At 55.3% G+C, this 17285-nt stretch carries 7 protein-coding genes and 5 pseudogenes; 8 read left to right on the top strand and 4 right to left on the bottom strand.

Translation table 11 applies throughout. From position 1 onward, the window contains the following. The first annotated feature begins 263 nt into the window (after positions 1–263). From KQP84_RS19500 to lplT, 6 genes and pseudogenes are all read left to right on the top strand, one after another. Positions 264–1490, top strand: a complete 1227-nt coding sequence (locus KQP84_RS19500; RefSeq protein WP_215847775.1) for an MdtA/MuxA family multidrug efflux RND transporter periplasmic adaptor subunit — start codon at positions 264–266, stop codon at positions 1488–1490. Beyond that, a pseudogene (locus KQP84_RS19495) lies at positions 1487–4689 on the top strand (efflux RND transporter permease subunit). The gene KQP84_RS19500 and the pseudogene KQP84_RS19495 overlap by 4 nt, the downstream one beginning before the upstream one ends. After that, positions 4686–7786: pseudogene (locus KQP84_RS19490) on the top strand (efflux RND transporter permease subunit). The pseudogenes KQP84_RS19495 and KQP84_RS19490 overlap by 4 nt, the downstream one beginning before the upstream one ends. Positions 7787–7789: 3 nt before the next feature. Beyond that, complete coding sequence (locus KQP84_RS19485) at positions 7790–9187, top strand: efflux transporter outer membrane subunit (RefSeq protein ID WP_215847774.1); 1398 nt, start codon at positions 7790–7792, stop codon at positions 9185–9187. A gap of 63 nt (positions 9188–9250) precedes the next feature. Further along, positions 9251–11400 (top strand): annotated as a pseudogene (gene aas / locus KQP84_RS19480) (bifunctional acyl-ACP--phospholipid O-acyltransferase/long-chain-fatty-acid--ACP ligase). Then, positions 11397–12592 (top strand): annotated as a pseudogene (lplT, locus tag KQP84_RS19475) (lysophospholipid transporter LplT). Before aas ends, lplT begins: the two co-directional pseudogenes overlap by 4 nt. 148 nt (positions 12593–12740) lie before the next feature. On the opposite strand, the gene ridA reads toward lplT, so the two are convergent. From ridA to argF, 4 genes and pseudogenes are all read right to left on the bottom strand, one after another. After that, positions 12741–13127, bottom strand: a complete 387-nt coding sequence (gene ridA, locus KQP84_RS19470) for a 2-iminobutanoate/2-iminopropanoate deaminase (RefSeq protein WP_215847773.1) — start codon at positions 13125–13127, stop codon at positions 12741–12743. A gap of 75 nt (positions 13128–13202) precedes the next feature. Continuing rightward, positions 13203–13667: an aspartate carbamoyltransferase regulatory subunit gene (gene pyrI / locus KQP84_RS19465; protein WP_215847772.1), complete on the bottom strand. Its 465-nt coding sequence runs from the start codon at positions 13665–13667 to the stop codon at positions 13203–13205. 12 nt (positions 13668–13679) lie between these two features. Beyond that, entirely contained in the window at positions 13680–14615 is a 936-nt protein-coding gene (gene pyrB, locus KQP84_RS19460) for an aspartate carbamoyltransferase (RefSeq protein ID WP_215847771.1), read from the bottom strand. 241 nt (positions 14616–14856) lie between these two features. Further along, positions 14857–15863: pseudogene (gene argF, locus KQP84_RS19455) on the bottom strand (ornithine carbamoyltransferase). 162 nt (positions 15864–16025) lie between these two features. Here argF and rraB point away from each other — a divergent pair. Both rraB and miaE read left to right on the top strand, forming a co-directional pair. Further along, positions 16026–16442: a ribonuclease E inhibitor RraB gene (gene rraB, locus KQP84_RS19450; protein WP_215847770.1), complete on the top strand. Its 417-nt coding sequence runs from the start codon at positions 16026–16028 to the stop codon at positions 16440–16442. A gap of 54 nt (positions 16443–16496) precedes the next feature. Beyond that, positions 16497–17258, top strand: coding sequence for a tRNA isopentenyl-2-thiomethyl-A-37 hydroxylase MiaE (gene miaE, locus KQP84_RS19445; RefSeq protein WP_215847769.1), 762 nt, complete (start codon positions 16497–16499; stop codon positions 17256–17258). The last annotated feature ends 27 nt before the right edge of the window (positions 17259–17285 follow it).

Genomic DNA, 17285 nt, shown 5'->3' with positions numbered 1-17285 from the left:
TTAACGAAAACCTTACGGTTTGGCGATGGAAAATCGCATCAAATTTAGCCGATAATGCGTGCCGTGATAATTGTGCCCGTCATACTTTACGTTGCCTCTTTGTTGGCTATGCTCACTTACCCGAATCCTGTCGTTCACTACGCCTATCGGGATTCGTCAGCGTGCTACCGTCATGCAACGCAACGTATTTAGAGTACGCACCACGAAATAATCCCCTGCTTTTAAGGGGGAATTCCTTATTCCTTGTTTACCTGAAGAGTTCGATGATTACTAACGCATCCCGTTCCCCTCGTTCCCGCTGGCTTAAATGGCTGCTTCTTTTAATCGTGGTATTGATTATTGCCGCTGTTGCCTGGCGTTTGTTGCCGTTTGGCAAAGGATCGAGTGGCGGTATGCCGCCAGGCGGTCATGCAGGTCGCGGTGGCCCTGGCATGATGATGGGCGGCGGCGCAACGCTGGTACACAGCGGCGTGGCCAGCACCGCAGATGTGCCGGTTTATCTCAATGCACTTGGCACCGTCATCCCCAGCGCCAGCGTTACCGTTACCAGCCGTGTCGATGGACAGCTGGAGAAGGTTTACTTCACTGAAGGGCAGAAAGTTGAAGCAGGACAGCTGCTGGCGCAGATTGATCCGCGTAGCTATCAGGCGACGTTGAATCAATATCAAGGTGCGTTAAATGAGAACCAGGCACTGCTGAAAAGCGCAGAACTGACGCTGGCGCGCTATCGCAAGCTGGCGGCGCAAGATTCTCTCTCCCGCCAGGATCTGGATACGCAGATAGCCACGGTAGGGCAGTATCGCGGTGCGGTTGCCACCGATCAGGCGCAAATCGACAGCGCTAAACTCAGTATCGAATACGCTCGCATCACTGCGCCGGTTAGCGGCCGTGTTGGATTGCGTCAGGTTGATCCGGGCAACATGGTGCAAAGCTCCAGCAGCACCGGTTTAGTCACTCTGACCCAGATGCAGCCCGCCGCCGTCACGTTTAGCGTGCCGCAGAGCAATATCCCCACGCTGGTCAAAGCGCTGCATAACAATCAAAATCTGCCCGCTACGGCATTTGATGAGGACAATACCAGCACGTTGGCCAACGGTGAGGTGAAGTTCATCAGTAACCAGATCGATACCGCCACCGGCACGGTTGAGCTAAAGGCCACCTTCCCCAACCAGGACGAAGCGCTGTTCGCTAATCAGTTTGTTAATCTGCGTTTGCAGACCAATCTATTGAAAGGCGCGACGGTGATCCCAACACAAGCGTTGCAGATGAGCAGCGACGGCAGCTTTGTTTTTGTGATCAACAAAGACAATACCGTGACGCGCAAAGCGGTGACCGCCGGGCCGGCATTGGATGACGATCGGCAAGCGATTTTAAAAGGCGTAGAGCCGGGCGATCGTCTGGTAACGGAAGGCATTGATCGCCTGACCAACGGCAGCAAAGTGTCGGTGGCGGATGAAACGCAAACCACCGCAACCGCCGAGGCCAAATGAATCCGTCACGCCTGTTTATCCTGCGTCCGGTCGCCACCATCTTGCTGATGGTGGGCGTGCTGATCGCCGGTATTTTTGCCTACAAGTTTCTTTCCACCTCGGCGCTGCCACAGGTCGATTATCCGACCATTCAGGTCACCACACTCTATCCCGGCGCCAGCCCGGACGTGATGGCTTCATCAGTGACCTCGCCGCTGGAGCGTCAACTCGGTCAAATGGCGGGTTTGAGTCAGATGACCTCCACCAGTTCCGGTGGATCATCGATCATCACCCTGAAGTTCAGTCTCGACCTGTCGCTGGATGTGGCGGAGCAGGAAGTGCAGGCGGCGATAAATGCCGCGAACAATCTGCTGCCCAGCGATCTGCCAAACCCGCCAACCTACAAAAGGTCAATCCGGCGGACAGCGCGGTGATCACCTTAGCTGCCAGCTCAGAGAACCTGCCGCTGACGCAGGTGCAGGACTTGGTGAATACGCGCGTGGCGCTCAAGCTATCGCAAATTTCTGGTGTCGGCATGGTGACGCTGGCGGGCGGACATCAACCAGCGATTCGGGTGCAGATGGATCCAAAAGCGCTGGCGGCGCACAATTTGACGCTGGAAGACGTCAACACCCTGATTAGCAACAGCAACGTTAACGGTTCGAAAGGCGGCTTTGATGGTAAATACCATTCGGTCACTATCGACGCCAACGATCAGCTGCGTACCGCAGACGAGTACGGCAATTTAATCATTACTTATCAAAACGGTGCTGCGCTGCGTCTGAAAGATATTGCGCATATTGAGCAAGGGCCGGAAAACAGCTTCCAGTCGGCGTGGGCGAATAACAGCCCGGCGATTGTCATCAGCGTGCAGCGCCAGCCGGGTGCAAACGTGATTCAGGTCGTGGATGGGATTAAGGCGCAGCTGCCGACCTTGCAGGCCGCGCTGCCAGATGGCGTGAAAATGACGATTCTTTCGGATCGCACGCAAACCATTCGCGCCTCGATCAGTGACGTGCAGTTTGAGCTCATGCTCTCGATTGCGCTGGTGGTGATGGTCACTTTCCTGTTCCTGCGCAATGTGGCAGCGACACTGATCCCCAGCGTGGCGGTGCCGCTGTCGTTGATTGGCACCTTTGGTGTGATGTACCTCGCTGACTTCAGCCTGAATAACCTCTCGTTGATGGCGCTGACCATCGCTACCGGTTTCGTTATTGATGATGCCATTGTGGTGGTTGAAAACATCTCGCGGCGGCTGGAAGAGGGCGAACCGCCAATGGAAGCGGCGCTAAAAGGCTCGCAGCAGATTGGTTTCACCATCATTTCACTAACCTTTTCGCTGATTGCGGTACTGATTCCGCTGCTGTTTATGGGCGACGTGGTCGGACGCTTGTTCCGCGAGTTTGCTATCACGCTGGCGGTGTCGATTCTGGTCTCAATGGTGGTGTCGCTAACCTTAACGCCGATGCTGTGCGCTTATCTGCTGCGCCACATTCCAGTCGAAAAGCAGTCGCGCTTTTCACGCAAGGGCGGTGAATTATTCGATAAGCTGATTCGCGGCTATGATCGCTTGCTGACCATCGTGTTAAATCACCAAAAGCTGACGCTGCTGGTGGCGCTGGCCACCTTCGCGCTGACCGCGCTGCTCTATGTCATGGTGCCGAAAGGCTTCTTCCCGACGCAGGATACCGGTTTGATTCAGGGCGTGACCGTGGCGTCGCAGGATGTCTCTTTTAATGAGATGGCAAAGCGTCAACAGGCGCTGGCGAAAGTGATTTTGCAGAATCCTGCGGTAGAGAGTCTGTCCTCTACGATTGGCATAGATGGCAATAACACCAGTCTGAACAGCGGGCGTATACAGATCAACCTCAAGGCGTTTGATGAGCGCAATGACAAAGCCGATGCAGTCATCAAACAGCTACAACAGGCGGCGACGCAGGTGGCTGGTATCCAGCTCTATATGCAATCGGCCCAGGATTTGACAGTCAACGACCAGGTTACGCCAAGCCAGTATCAGTTCACGCTTGACGATGCAGACAGCGAAAATCTGGTGCAGTGGTCGCCGAAAATGGTGGCGGCACTGCAGCAGCGTCCAGAGTTTAATGGCGTGGTAAGCAATCTTCAGGATCAGGGACGCGTGGCGTATGTCGAGCTGAACCGCGATAAAGCGGCGCGTTACGGCATTACTGCTTCGGATGTGGATACCGCGCTCTACAACGCTTTTGGTCAGCGTTTGGTGTCGACTATTTTTACTCAGTCGAATCAGTATCGCGTGGTGCTGGAAGTCGCGCCGAGGTATCAACAAGGCCCGGCGTCATTTGATGATGTTTACCTGCAACCTTCCAGCAGTTCAGACGAAGAGAGCGACAGCAGCACCTCGTCGAGCAGTAGCAGCACCACGTCAACCACCACCAGCAGTAGCGACAGTTCCACCACCAGCAGCAGCGGCATGGTGAAACTGACGTCGATTGCCACCCTTCACCAGCGCACCGGTTCGCTGATGCATATGCGTTTGAACCAATTCCCGGCAGTGATGATCTCCTTCAACCTGAATGCCGGTTATTCACTGGAAGATGGGCAGAAAGCGATTGCCGAGGTGCGTGAACAGCTGCAACTGCCATCGAGCGTGACGCTGCGTTATCAGGGCGAAACGTCAGCGTTCCAGAGCGCGACGGGTAACACGCTGTGGCTGATTTTGGCGGCGCTGATCACCATGTACGTGGTGCTCGGCATTCTGTATGAAAGCTTTATTCATCCAGTGACCATCCTTTCCACGCTGCCGTCGGCTGCGGTGGGCGCCTTGTTGACGCTGATGCTGGCGGGCACCGAATTCAGCTTGATCGCGTTGATTGGCGTGATCCTGCTGATCGGCATCGTGAAAAAGAACGCCATTATGATGATCGACTTTGCGCTAGAAGCGGAGAATAAGCAGCACCTCAGCCCGCGTGACGCCATCCATCAAGCCTGTTTATTGCGTTTCCGCCCGATTCTGATGACCACCATGGCGGCGCTGCTGGGTGCGTTGCCGCTGATGCTGGCGTCCGGTTCGGGCGCAGAGCTGCGTCAGCCGCTGGGTCTGGTGATTGTTGGCGGTTTGATCGTCAGCCAGGCGCTGACATTGTTCTCTACGCCGGTGATTTACTTGTGGTTTGACGCGATTGCACAGCGCGGCAACGCGTGGGTGAAACGCCGTCAGCAGCAGACGCGGAGTGGGCAATGAATTTGACCCGGCTGTTTATCTTCCGTCCGGTTACGACCTTGCTGCTCACCATGGCGATCCTGCTGCTGGGCGCCTTGGGCTATCGCTTGTTGCCGGTCGCGCCGCTGCCGCAGGTTGATTTCCCGACCATTATGGTCAGCGCCAGCCTGGCGGGTGCCAGCCCGGAAACCATGGCGGCAACGGTGGCCACCCCGCTGGAGCGCTCGCTGGGGCAAATCGCGGGCGTAACGGAAATGACCTCAAGCAGCTCGCAGGGTTCCAGCAATATCATTTTGCAGTTTGAGCTTGATCGCGACATCAACGGTGCAGCGCGTGACGTTCAGGCGGCAATCAACGCCTCGCGTAGTCTGCTGCCGAGCGCCATGGAATCGCTGCCAACCTACCGTAAAGCCAATCCGTCCGATGCGCCGATAGTGATGCTGGCGTTGACGTCTGCAACTCGCACGCCAGGCGAACTCTACGATCTTGCTGAAAGCAAAATCGAGCAGGCGATGGGGCAGGTGAAAGGGGTCGGCGAAGTGTCGCTGATGGGCAGCGCCTTGCCTGCGGTGCGCATCGATCTGCAACCGCTGAAGCTGACGCAATATGGCATTTCACTCGATACCGTGCGCAGCGCGGTCGCCAACAGCACCACTAATCTGCCAAAAGGGATGTTACAAGGCAGCACGCAATCTTGGGTGGTGGACAGCAACGGGCAGCTGGATAAAGCCAAAAGCTATCGCGATTTGATCGTTAGCTATAAAGAGGGAAAAGCGGTGCGGCTGCACGATGTCGCAACCGTTTATGACTCGGTTGAAGATCAATATCAGGCGGGGTTCCTTAACGCGTCGCCTTCGGTGATGGTGGGTATCAAACGCCAGGCGGGCGCTAATATGCTCGACACCATTGATGCGATCAAAGCGCAACTGCCGGAGCTGGAAAAAATCTCCCTGCGGATACCGCGCTGAAAGTGGTGGTGGACCGTTCGCCTGGGGTGCGCGCCTCGCTTTACGACACGGAAGAAACCTTGCTGGTAGCAGTGCTGCTGGTGATTGCGGTGGTGTTTGTCTTTTTGCGTAATCTGCAGGCGGTGATCATTCCCGCGTTGGCCTTGCCGGTTTCGCTGATTGGCACCTGCGCTGTGATGTATCTGCTCGGCTACAGCCTAGATAACCTGTCGCTGATGGCGCTGATTATCGCCACCGGCTTCGTGGTGGATGATGCGATCGTGGTGCTGGAAAACATCACGCGCCACATTGAAGAGGGGCTAAGTCCGCTGCGGGCCTCGCTGCGCGGTGCGCAGGAAGTGAGTTTCACCGTGCTGTCCATGACCATGTCGCTGATTGCGGTATTCATTCCCATCTTGCTGATGGGCAGCATCGTCGGGCGTCTGTTCCGCGAATTTGCCGTGACGCTCACCGTGTCGCTGCTGATCTCAATGTTTGTGTCGTTGAGCCTGACGCCGATGCTCTGCTCGCGACTGCTCAAACCCAAGCCCAAGGTCACTAAACGGCCGCATCCGCTCTATCAGTTTATTGAAAACCGGCTCAATCGCTTGTTGGACGCCTATTCGCGCGGCTTGAATTGGGTGATGCGCCACCAAAAGCTCACCATGTTCAGTTTGGTGCTAACGGTGCTGCTCAACCTGTTTCTGTTCTCGGTGGTGGAAAAAGGCTTTTTCCCGAATCAGGACACCGGCCTGCTAATGGGCGCGCTGCGTGCCGATCAAAACATCTCGTTTCAGGCGATGAAGCCGAAGATGTTGGCGTTTACCAAGATCATTCAGTCCGATCCGGCGGTGGAAAGCGTGATGTCATCGATGGGCAGTGGGATGTTCGGCTCGCGTAACAGCGCGAACTTCTTTGTGCGCCTTAAAGATTTTGATCAGCGCGATGCCACGGCCACCGAAGTGGCGAACCGCCTGAGCATGAAAACCAGCCATATCGCTGGCGCACAGATGTTCCTGATGGCAGCGCAGGATCTGCATATCGGCGGACGCAGCGCCAACGCGACGTATCAGTACAGTTTGCAGGCTGACAATCTCGATCTGCTGCGCGAATGGACGCCCAAAGTACAGGCGGCGCTGGCGGCAATTCCGCAGTTCAACAGCGTCGATTCCGACTCGCAAACGGGCGGTCAGGAAGTGGTGATGAACATTGATCGCGACCGCGCCACCCGGCTTGGCGTTGACGTTCAGATGCTCGACACGCTGCTGAATAATGCTTTTAGCCAGCGGCAAATCGCAACGCTGTATCACACGCTGAACCAGTATCACGTGGTGATGAGTTTGCAGGATAGCTACACGCGCGACCCAGAAATTCTCAAGCAGCTTTATGTCATTAACGATAATGGCGACCGCATTCCGCTGTCGGCCTTCGCCACGTTTGTGGGTGGCAATGCGCCGCTGTCAGTGACGCATCAGGGCCAATCAGCGACCAGCACCGTGGCGTTTAACCTCAATGATGGCGTTTCGCTGGAACAGGCGCAGGTGCTGATCAAACAGGCGATGGCGAAACTCGGTTTGCCTTCGACGATCCAGGCTGGTTTTGCGGGTACCGCCGCGGCGTTTGCGCAGCTCACCGCCACCATGCCGTGGTTGATCCTGGCGGCGCTGGCGGCGGTCTATATCGTGTTGGGCGTGCTGTATGAAAGTTATATCCATCCACTGACCATTCTTTCTACGTTGCCTTCGGCGGGCGTAGGCGCGCTGCTGCTGCTGCTGCTCACCGGTACGCAACTCACGGTTATCGCCCTGATCGGCATTATTTTGCTGATTGGTATCGTGAAGAAGAACGCCATCATGATGATCGACTTTGCCATCGATGCAGAACGCAGGTTGGGCATGTCGCCGCAGCAGGCGATTACTCAAGCCTGCCTGATGCGCTTTCGTCCGATCATGATGACCACGCTGGCGGCCTTTTTCGGTGCCTTGCCTTTGGCGCTGGGCAGTGGCGGCGATGCTGATCTGCGCAGCCCGCTGGGCATTGCGATTGCGGGCGGTCTGGCGCTGAGCCAGCTGCTGACGCTGTTCACCACGCCCGTTATTTACCTCTGGCTCGATCGTTTGAGCCGCGCAACTCAACGTCAATGGCGCCGTTTGCGCCATGCGGAATCCTGATTCATGAAAGTATTGACCCCAATTATGCTGGCGCTGCTGCTGAGCGGCTGTACCCTTGGCCCCGATTATCATCGCCCTGAGATGTCAGTGCCGGTACATTACAAAGAAGCCAAAGGCTGGCAGCAGGCGACGCCGCAGGATGATCTGCACAAAGGCGAATGGTGGGCTGTTTATCACGACGCCACGCTGAGCAGCCTGCTGAGTCAGGTAAGCATCAATAACCAGAACGTTGCCAACTACGCTGCGCAGTATCGTCAGGCGCAGGCGCTGGCGTCGCAATCTCGCGCTGAGCTGTTTCCTTCGTTGGGTTATGACAGCAGCGTGACGCGCAGCGGCAGTCATGCCACCACCGGCAGCAGTCAACGCACCACCAGCAGTAGCCATCAGGCTGAGCTAAGCGCCAGCTGGGAGCTGGATCTATGGGGCAAGCTGCGTCGTACGCTGGAGGAGAACAAAGCCAGTGCGCAGGCGAGCGCGGCAGAGCTGGCGAACATCACGCTGAGCGCACAGTCTGAACTGGCGCAGGATTACTTCCAGCTGCGCATCATGGATCAGAAAATTGCGCTGTATCAGCAGAGCATCGACGCCTACCAGCGCTATCTCACGGTGATTGAAAACAAATACCAAACCGGTAGCGAATCGCGTGCCACGTTAGCGCAGGCGCAGATGCAGCTGGAGAGCGCCCGCGCCTCGGCGCAGGATTATCAATGGCAACGCGCGCAGATGGAACACGCTATCGCGTTGCTGGTGGGCAAAGCGCCCGCTGATTTCTCCTTACCGGTGGCGAAGCTGGATGCCACGCTGCCAACCGTTCCTGCCGCCTTGCCGACACAGCTGTTACAGCGTCGTCCTGACATCGCCTACGCCGAACGTAACGTGGCAGCAGCGAATGCGGCGGTGGGCGTGGCCATTGCCGGTTACTTCCCGGATTTAACCTTAAGCGCCAGCGGCGGCGTGAGCGCTTCTACGCTGCATAATCTCTTCTCGCTACCAAATCGCATCTGGTCGCTGGGGCCTGAACTCAGCGGTACGCTGTTGGATTTTGGCGCCACTTCTTCGCAGGTCGAACAGGCCCGAGCGTCGTATGACGCCAGCGTCGCCAGCTACCGTCAAAGCGTGCTGGAAGCGTTGCAGGAAGTGGAAGATGAGCTGGTGGAGCTGAATACCTTGCAGGGCGAAATGGCTTCCCAGCAGCGTGCTACCGCCGCCGCGCAAGAGTCGGCCCGCGTAACGCGCAATCAATATGATGCCGGGATGATCGACTACCTCGACGTCGCCACCACTGAAAACAGTAGCTTGAGCGAACAGCAAAATCTCCTGTCGCTGCAAAGCACTCAGTGGGTCAGCAGCGTAGCGTTGATTGCCGCGCTGGGCGGTGGCTGGCAGGCGCCAAATAAGTAGTTGTCGAATACTTCCAGATCCTGCATCGTGAGGGGCTAATTTTAACGATGCTATGGAGCTGGCATGTTATTCAAAATCTTACGTCTGGTTTTCCGCCTGTTATGGCGTGTCGAGCTGCGTGGTGATGTCGCTGAATTGCATAGAGACAAGGTGCTCATCACGCCCAACCACATGTCGTTTCTGGACGGCATGCTGTTGGCGCTGTTCTTACCCATCAAACCGGTTTTCGCTGTCTATTCGACGATCAGCGAAAAATGGTTCATGCGGGTGATCAAACCGTTTATCGACTTCGTACCGCTGGATCCCACCAAGCCGATGTCGATCAAACATCTGGTTCAGGTAGTCAACAGCGGTCGTCCGGTAGTGATCTTCCCGGAAGGCCGCATTACCGTTACCGGATCGCTGATGAAGATCTACAGCGGTGCCGGTTTTGTGGCGGCAAAATCGGGCGCGAGCGTGGTGCCGATGCGTATCGACGGTGCAGAATTTTCGCCGTTTGGTCGCCTGGCGGGCGTATTCAAACGCCGCCTTTTCCCGCGTATTACCTTGAGCATTTTGCCTGGGACACGTATTCCTATGCCCGACGCAAAACGGGCACGCGAGCGCCGCATTTTAGCCGGCGAACATCTGCATCATGTCATGATGGAAGCCCGCATGGCGGTACGCCCGCGTGAAACGCTGTTCGACGCGTTTCTCAATGCGCGTATCCGCTACGGCGCGTTCAAACGCTGCATTGAAGATGTCAATTTCACACCCGACAGCTACACCGGTTTGCTGAAAAAACGCTGGGCGTGGGACGCATCCTTGAGCGTTATAGCCAGCCAAAAGAGGTTGTTGGCCTGCTTCTGCCCAATGCCACCGTAACGGCTGCGGCGATTCTCGGTGCCTCCATGCGTGGCCGCGTTCCGGCGATGCTGAACTACACTGCGGGCGTCAACGGCATGCGCGCTGCACTAACGGCTTCGCAGGTGAAAACGGTGTTTACGTCTCGCCAGTTCCTCGACAAAGGGGACTTGTGGCATCTGCCGCAAGGCTTGAGCGACGTGCAGTGGATCTATCTGGAAGACTTGAAAGAGACGGTAACGCTCAAGGACAAGCTCTGGATCCTTGCGCATCTGCTGATGCCGCGCCGGGCGCAGGTTAAGCAGCAGCCCGAAGACGCCGCGATGGTGCTGTTTACCTCGGGATCGGAAGGCAATCCCAAAGGTGTGGTGCATTCGCATAAAAGCCTGCTGGCCAACGTTGAGCAGATTCGCACCGTGGCGGATTTTACCCCGCGTGACCGCTTCATGTCGGCGCTGCCGCTGTTTCACGCCTTTGGCTTAACGGTTGGCCTGTTTACGCCGCTGATGACCGGCGCGCAGGTATTTCTTTATCCCAGCCCGCTGCATTACCGCATCGTGCCGGAACTGGTGTACGACCGAAACTGCACCGTGCTGTTTGGCACGTCAACCTTCCTTGGCAACTATGCGCGCTTCGCGGCCCCGTACGATTTTGCTCGCTTGCGCTATGTGGTGGCTGGGGCGGAAAAATTGCAGGAAAACACCCGTCAGGTCTACATGGAAAAATATGGCATACGCATCCTTGAAGGTTACGGCGTGACTGAATGCGCGCCAGTGGTGGCGATTAACGTGCCGATGGCGGCGAAGGCGCATACCGTAGGCCGCATTCTGCCGGGCATGGATTCGCGTTTGATGTCGGTGCCGGGCATTGAGAAGGGCGGACGATTGCAACTGCGTGGGCCGAATATCATGAAAGGCTATTTGCGCGTTGAGAACCCTGGCGTGCTGGAACTGCCGGTGGCGGATAATGGCGAAGGGCAAATGGAAGCGGGTTGGTACGATACCGGTGATATCGTCAGCTTTGATGAAGGCGGTTTTTGCCAGATCCAGGGCCGCGCCAAGCGCTTTGCTAAAATCGCAGGAGAAATGGTTTCGCTGGAGGTCGTTGAGCAGATCGCGCTGAAAGCTTCACCGGATAAGCAGCATGCGGCTTCGCTGCGCCCGGATGGAAATCGTGGTGAAGCCTTGGTGCTGTTTACCACCGATAACGAACTGGCACGCGATCGCCTGCAAAAAGCCGCGCGTGAGATGGGTGCGCCGGAGTTGGCGCTGCCGCGTGATATTCGCGTGGTGAAACAGCTGCCGCTGCTGGGTAGCGGCAAGCCCGATTACGTCACCCTGAAGAAAATGGCGGAAGAGGAGCAGGCATGAGTGCGCGACCTGAACGCGATGCGCCGCTGATGTCGCGCAGCATGTTGGCGGTGATTGTCGCACAGTTTTTCTCCGCATTTGGCGATAACGCGCTGCTGTTTGTCACGCTGGCGGTGCTTAAAAACCAGTTTTATCCCGACTGGAGTCAGCCGATTTTGCAGATGCTGTTTGTCGCGACTTACATCCTGCTGGCACCGTTTGTGGGGCAAATGGCAGACAGTTTTGCCAAAGGTCGGGTCATGATGTTTGCCAACAGCCTGAAGCTGCTGGGCGCGCTGGTGATCTGCTTCGGCTTGAGTCCTTTCATTGGCTATACGCTGGTGGGTATTGGCGCAGCGGCTTATTCTCCAGCGAAATACGGCATTTTGGGGAAATTACCCAAGGCGAAAAACTGGTGAAGGCCAACGGCCTGATGGAAGGATCGACCATCGCAGCGATTCTGTTGGGTTCGGTGGCAGGCGGCATTCTGGCTGACTGGAATTTGCTGGTGGCGCTGGTGGTTTGTGCGCTGACGTATGGCATTGCGGTAGTGGCGAACCTGTTTATTCCCAAGCTGCAGGCAGCACGACCCGGCCAAAGCTGGCATTTCGCGGCAATGTTACGCAGCTTTATCGCGGCTTGCCGCGTGCTGTGGCGTGACGCAGAAACCCGCTTCTCCTTACTGGGAACGAGTCTGTTTTGGGGCGCGGGTGTGACGTTGCGCTTTCTGCTGGTGTTGTGGGTACCGGTAGCGCTCGGCATCACTGATAACAAAACGCCAACTACGCTGAATGCCATGGTGGCGATTGGCATTGTATTGGGTGCGGCGGCTGCGGCGAAGCTGGTGACGCTGGAAACGGTCCGCCGCTGTATGCCTGCAGGCGTGCTGATTGGCGTGATGGTGGTGATCTTCTCAATGCAGCATTCGTTGCTGAATGCCTATTTATTGCTGATGGTCATTGGCGCGCTGGGTGGCTTTTTTGTCGTTCCTTTGAATGCGTTGTTGCAGGCGCGTGGCAAGCAAAGCGTGGGATCGGGCAATGCCATTGCGGTGCAGAACCTTGGCGAAAACACCGCGATGCTGTTGATGCTAGGACTTTACACGCTGGCGATCAAAGCAGGCGCACCGGCAGTAGCAACCGGGATTGGCTTCGGTACGCTGTTTGCGCTGTCAATTGCCGTGCTTTGGGTATGGCGTCCGAGTAAAGGTTAGATTGTGCTGGCGCTGCTATATGTTAGTGATGAGGCTGCATGTGGCAGCATCTCCTTCCTCCGCTTCGCGGGGAAGGCCGGGATGGGGGACAGCGCGCAGAGGAGGTAGGAGACAGCGCACGCTTAACCAACGTGCGCAGAGGACAAAATCAACGGCGAACCGCGATCGCCTCAATCTCAATCTTCACGTCTTTCGGCAAACGCGCCACTTCAACACATGAACGAGCTGGGAAACTGGCGTCATGCTCGGTGAAAAACGCTTCATACGTGGCGTTCACGGTAGCAAAGTCGTTCAGGTCTTTGACGAAAACGGTGGTTTTCACGATATCGCCCACTTTCAAACCTGCAGCTTCAACAATCGCCTTCACATTTTCCAGTGACTGGCGCGCCTGGGCTGAGACATCGTCTGCAACAGTGCCGGTTGCCGGATCAACGGGAATCTGGCCCGAAGTGATAATCATGCTGCCAAGATCAACGCCCTGAACATAAGGACCGATTGCTGCCGGGGCTTTTTCCGTACTGATTTCGCGAGACATTATTGCTCCTGGGTTGTGTGCAATAGCGGCATCACAGCGCCGCCGACGGTTCCATTATAGGGAGGAGAAAACGGATTACCAGTGACCCAACACCACATGACGAGCGAACTCTTTCTCGCAATATTTGCACTTCAAATGCACATCATCGGCACGACTTTTCACCGCAAAGCTGGAGAACACCGGCTCGCTGCGGCTAATGCAGTTGCTGTTCGGGCAAGTCAGCACACGGTCGATGCGGTCCGGCAAGGTGGGCGCAATCTTTGCGACCACTTCATATTCGTCGATACGGTTGACCGTCGCATGTGGCGCGTAAACTGCCAGCTGGTTGATCTGGTCATCAGTGAGAAAAGTGTTTTCAATCTTGATCAAATCTTTGCGGCCCATTTCACCTGACGGCAAATTCAAGCCGATAGTGATGCGCTGATCGGTCTCGGTCAGGCGAAACAGCGACAGCAGCTTAAAGCCAACCTGAGCGGGAATGTGGTCGATTACTGTGCCGCGTTTGATCGCTTCGACCTGCAATTTATTGTCGTGAGTCATGCTGTTTGCTCCTTACAGGGCGAGTTCGCTGTTAAGTACCAACGCCAGCAAAGCCTGACGCGCGTAAATGCCATTGCCGGCCTGCTGGAAATACCAGGCGTAAGGCGTTTTATCCACATCGGTAGTAATTTCATCGATGCGCGGCAGCGGATGCAGCACCTTCATATTGTCACGCGCATCGGCTAAATCGGCGGCGCGAAGAATGAACTGGGCTTTCACGTTGGCATATTCGGACGGATCAAGACGCTCTTTCTGCACGCGCGTCATATAGAGAATATCCAGCTCTGGCATCACCTCTTCAAAACTGTCGTGACGCGACCATTTAATGTTCTGCTCATCCAGCATGTCAGTGATGTAAGCCGGCATTGCCAGCGCATCGGGTGCGATGAAGAAGAAGCGGTTGCCATCAAATTTGGCCAGCGCCTGCGTCAGTGAATGCACGGTGCGGCCATATTTCAGGTCGCCGACCATGGCGACATTGAGGTTGTCGAGGCGACTTTGCGTTTCGCGAATGGTAAACAGATCCAGCAGGGTTTGTGTCGGGTGCTGATTCGCGCCATCACCGGCGTTAAGCACAGGAATACCGCCGGAAAACTCCGTTGCCAGACGCGCTGCGCCTTCTTGTGGATGACGCATCACAATCGCATCAACGTAGGTGCTGATCACTGAAATAGTGTCCGCCAGCGTTTCACCTTTTTTACCTAGCGACGTATTGCTGCCGTCAGAAAAGCCCACAACCGAGGCGCCTAAACGATGCATGGCGGATTCGAACGACAAACGGGTTCGCGTCGATGCCTCAAAAAAGCAGCTGGCGATCACGTTGTGTTTTAATAACTCCGGCTGCGGGTTGGCTTTGAGCTGCGCGGCGGTATGCAGCACCAACTCCAGCTCGTCGCGGCTGAGATCGTTAATTGAAATAATGTGCTTGCGATATAGCGGGTTAGCCATAGCTCTCTCCTCTGCGCTGCCGGATTTCAGACAAAAAAAGCCCCTGATTAAGGGGCTTTTTTAAGATCGGGTCGATGACGGAAAGAAACAGATGCGCCGCCTGCATTCAGGCGAGATTGGGCGTCAAATTTTTCGTTGCGCTGTTGCATGTTTCCTCCGGCAAATTGTGGCGCATTATACGCATTCAGTAATTTGCTTCAAGGGTAAATCGCACACAACGAAAACGTTTGCTCCGGCTTATTTATCGCTGGCCGAGCGTCGCCACCATCACCGCCTTAATGGTATGCATACGGTTTTCCGCCTGATCAAAGACCACGCTGTGCGCGGATTCGAACACCTCATCACTGACTTCCATACCCTTGTGCAAACCATATTGTTCCGCCATCTGGCGTCCCAGGGTGGTTTGATCATCATGGAAGGCGGGCAGACAATGCAAAAATTTCACCGCTGGGTTGCCGGTCAGCGCCAGCATCTCGCTATTGACCTGATAACCCCGCAGCAAGGCGATACGCTCTTCCCACACCGCTTTAGGTTCGCCCATTGATACCCAAACGTCGGTATAGATAAAGTCCGCACCTTGTACGCCTTCAGCAATGTTTTCGGTCAGCGTGATTTTGCCACCGGTTTGCTGTGCCGCCTGGCGACAATGTGCCACCAGCTCTTCTTCCGGCCAGCAGCCTTTTGGCGCCACTAAACGCAGATCTAACCCTACCAACGCGGCGGCTTCCAGCATGGTATTCCCCATGTTGTTACGCGCATCACCAACGTAGACCAACGTCATTTCGCTGAGTTTTTTAGTCGGCAGCTGTTCCTGCATGGTCAGCAGATCGGCGAGTAACTGCGTAGGATGAAACTCTGTGGTTAAGCCATTCCACACCGGCACACCGGCATATTCAGCCAGGGTTTCAACCAACGCCTGGCCATAGCCGCGATATTGTATGCCGTCATACATGCGGCCTAAAACGCGTGCGGTATCTTTCATCGATTCTTTATGGCCAATCTGGCTACCGCTTGGGCCGAGATAGGTGACGTTAGCGCCTTGATCGTAAGCGGCAACTTCGAAAGAGCATCGGGTACGGGTCGAGTCTTTTTCGAAGATGAGCGCAATGTTTTTGCCTTTCAGATACTGCTTTTCAGTCGCACTTTTTTTAGTGCTTTTTAATTCAGCTGAAAGGGTAAGCAGATAATCGATTTCGGCAGGGAGAAATCCAGTAATCTCAGGAAATGGCGTTGATAAAGCTGACTCATGCAGCGCTCCATGTAACCAATATAAGTGAATTAAAATTCAATCTAACCGTATGAATATGCATTTTCAACCCCGGCGTGAATAAACTTTTCGTTTTGTGTAGTGGCGCGCCGGGCAGTGTGGGAAAATACTTGATTATTGCCAAACTCAGAGAGGACATCGCCATGGCATATGAAGCATTGTTGGAAGAGCAGCGTGAAGAGACGCGCCTGATCATTGAAGAGCTGCTGGAGGATGGCAGCGATCCCGACGCGCTCTATACCATTGAGCATCATCTCTCATGCAACAACTTTGACTCACTTGAAAAAGCCGCTGTAGATGCGTTCAAGCTGGGCTATGAAGTGACCGAGCCGGAAGAGCTGGAGCTGGAAGATGGCACCACGGTGATGTGCGTGGATATCATCAGCGAAGCGGCGTTAAAGCCAGAGCTGATTGATGCACAGGTCGAGCAACTGGTGAATCTGATTGGTAAATACAACGTCGATTATGACGGTTGGGGCACCTATTTCGAAGATCCAGACGCGGAAGATGAAGACGACGAAATCCTCGATGACGAAGAAGATGACGGTATTCGTCACTAATTTCTAGCGGGCGGAGCATGCTCCGCCTCCTTTTTTAACCCACGTTTTAATCTAATGAACTACGCACCGTTACTCGAACCCATCTACCAATTCCTTCATTGCCGCACGCCGCAAGCCTGGATAGACGAAGCGCGCAAGCCGGAAAACCTTACACTGTTACTGACCGATCATCTGGTTTGCGAGCTCAAGGCGGCACAAACCGCGGTGTGGTTGATCCGTAAATACGTCGCCGACAAACCCAGCGGCGAGGCTATTCGTGCCTGGTTGAAGCCGTATGAAGATTTTATCTTTCGCGAAGATGGCGACAGCGATTTCATTAACGCGCATAAAAACCTGACCAAAAGCATTATTGTTCGCAATGAATTACCGTGGGCGGATGATTTGGTTGAGAAGATGGTGCTGCTGATTAAAGAAGAGCTGCATCACTTTTATCAGGTTTGGGAAATTATGCAGTCGCGCGGGTTGGTTTATCAGAAAATCACCTCAAGCCGTTATGCCAAATCACTGCTGCGCGAAGTCACCACGCACGAGCCGGATACGCTGATCGACAAGCTGATTTGTGGTGCCTATATTGAAGCGCGCTCCTGCGAACGGTTCGCCAGTTTAGCGCCCTATCTGGATAGCGAACTGGAGACCTTTTATATTTCGCTGTTGCGTTCAGAAGCGCGTCATTATCAAGATTATTTGACGCTGGCCGCGCAGATTTCACCCAAGGATATTGCGCCAAGGGTGCAGATGATTGGTGAAACTGAAGGGCGGTTAATTAGCGAGCCGGATAAAGAACTGCGTTTTCATAGCGGTCTGCCCGCGTTTTGACGGTTTTTTCCCTCATCCGCAAGCGGA

Origin of the sequence: Candidatus Pantoea bituminis (genome assembly GCF_018842675.1) — a bacterium.
GTDB classification, from domain to species: Bacteria; Pseudomonadota; Gammaproteobacteria; order Enterobacterales; family Enterobacteriaceae; genus Pantoea; species Pantoea phytostimulans.
Note: the sequence above shows the minus strand (reverse complement) of the source record. Positions and strands in the feature narration are given on the sequence as shown.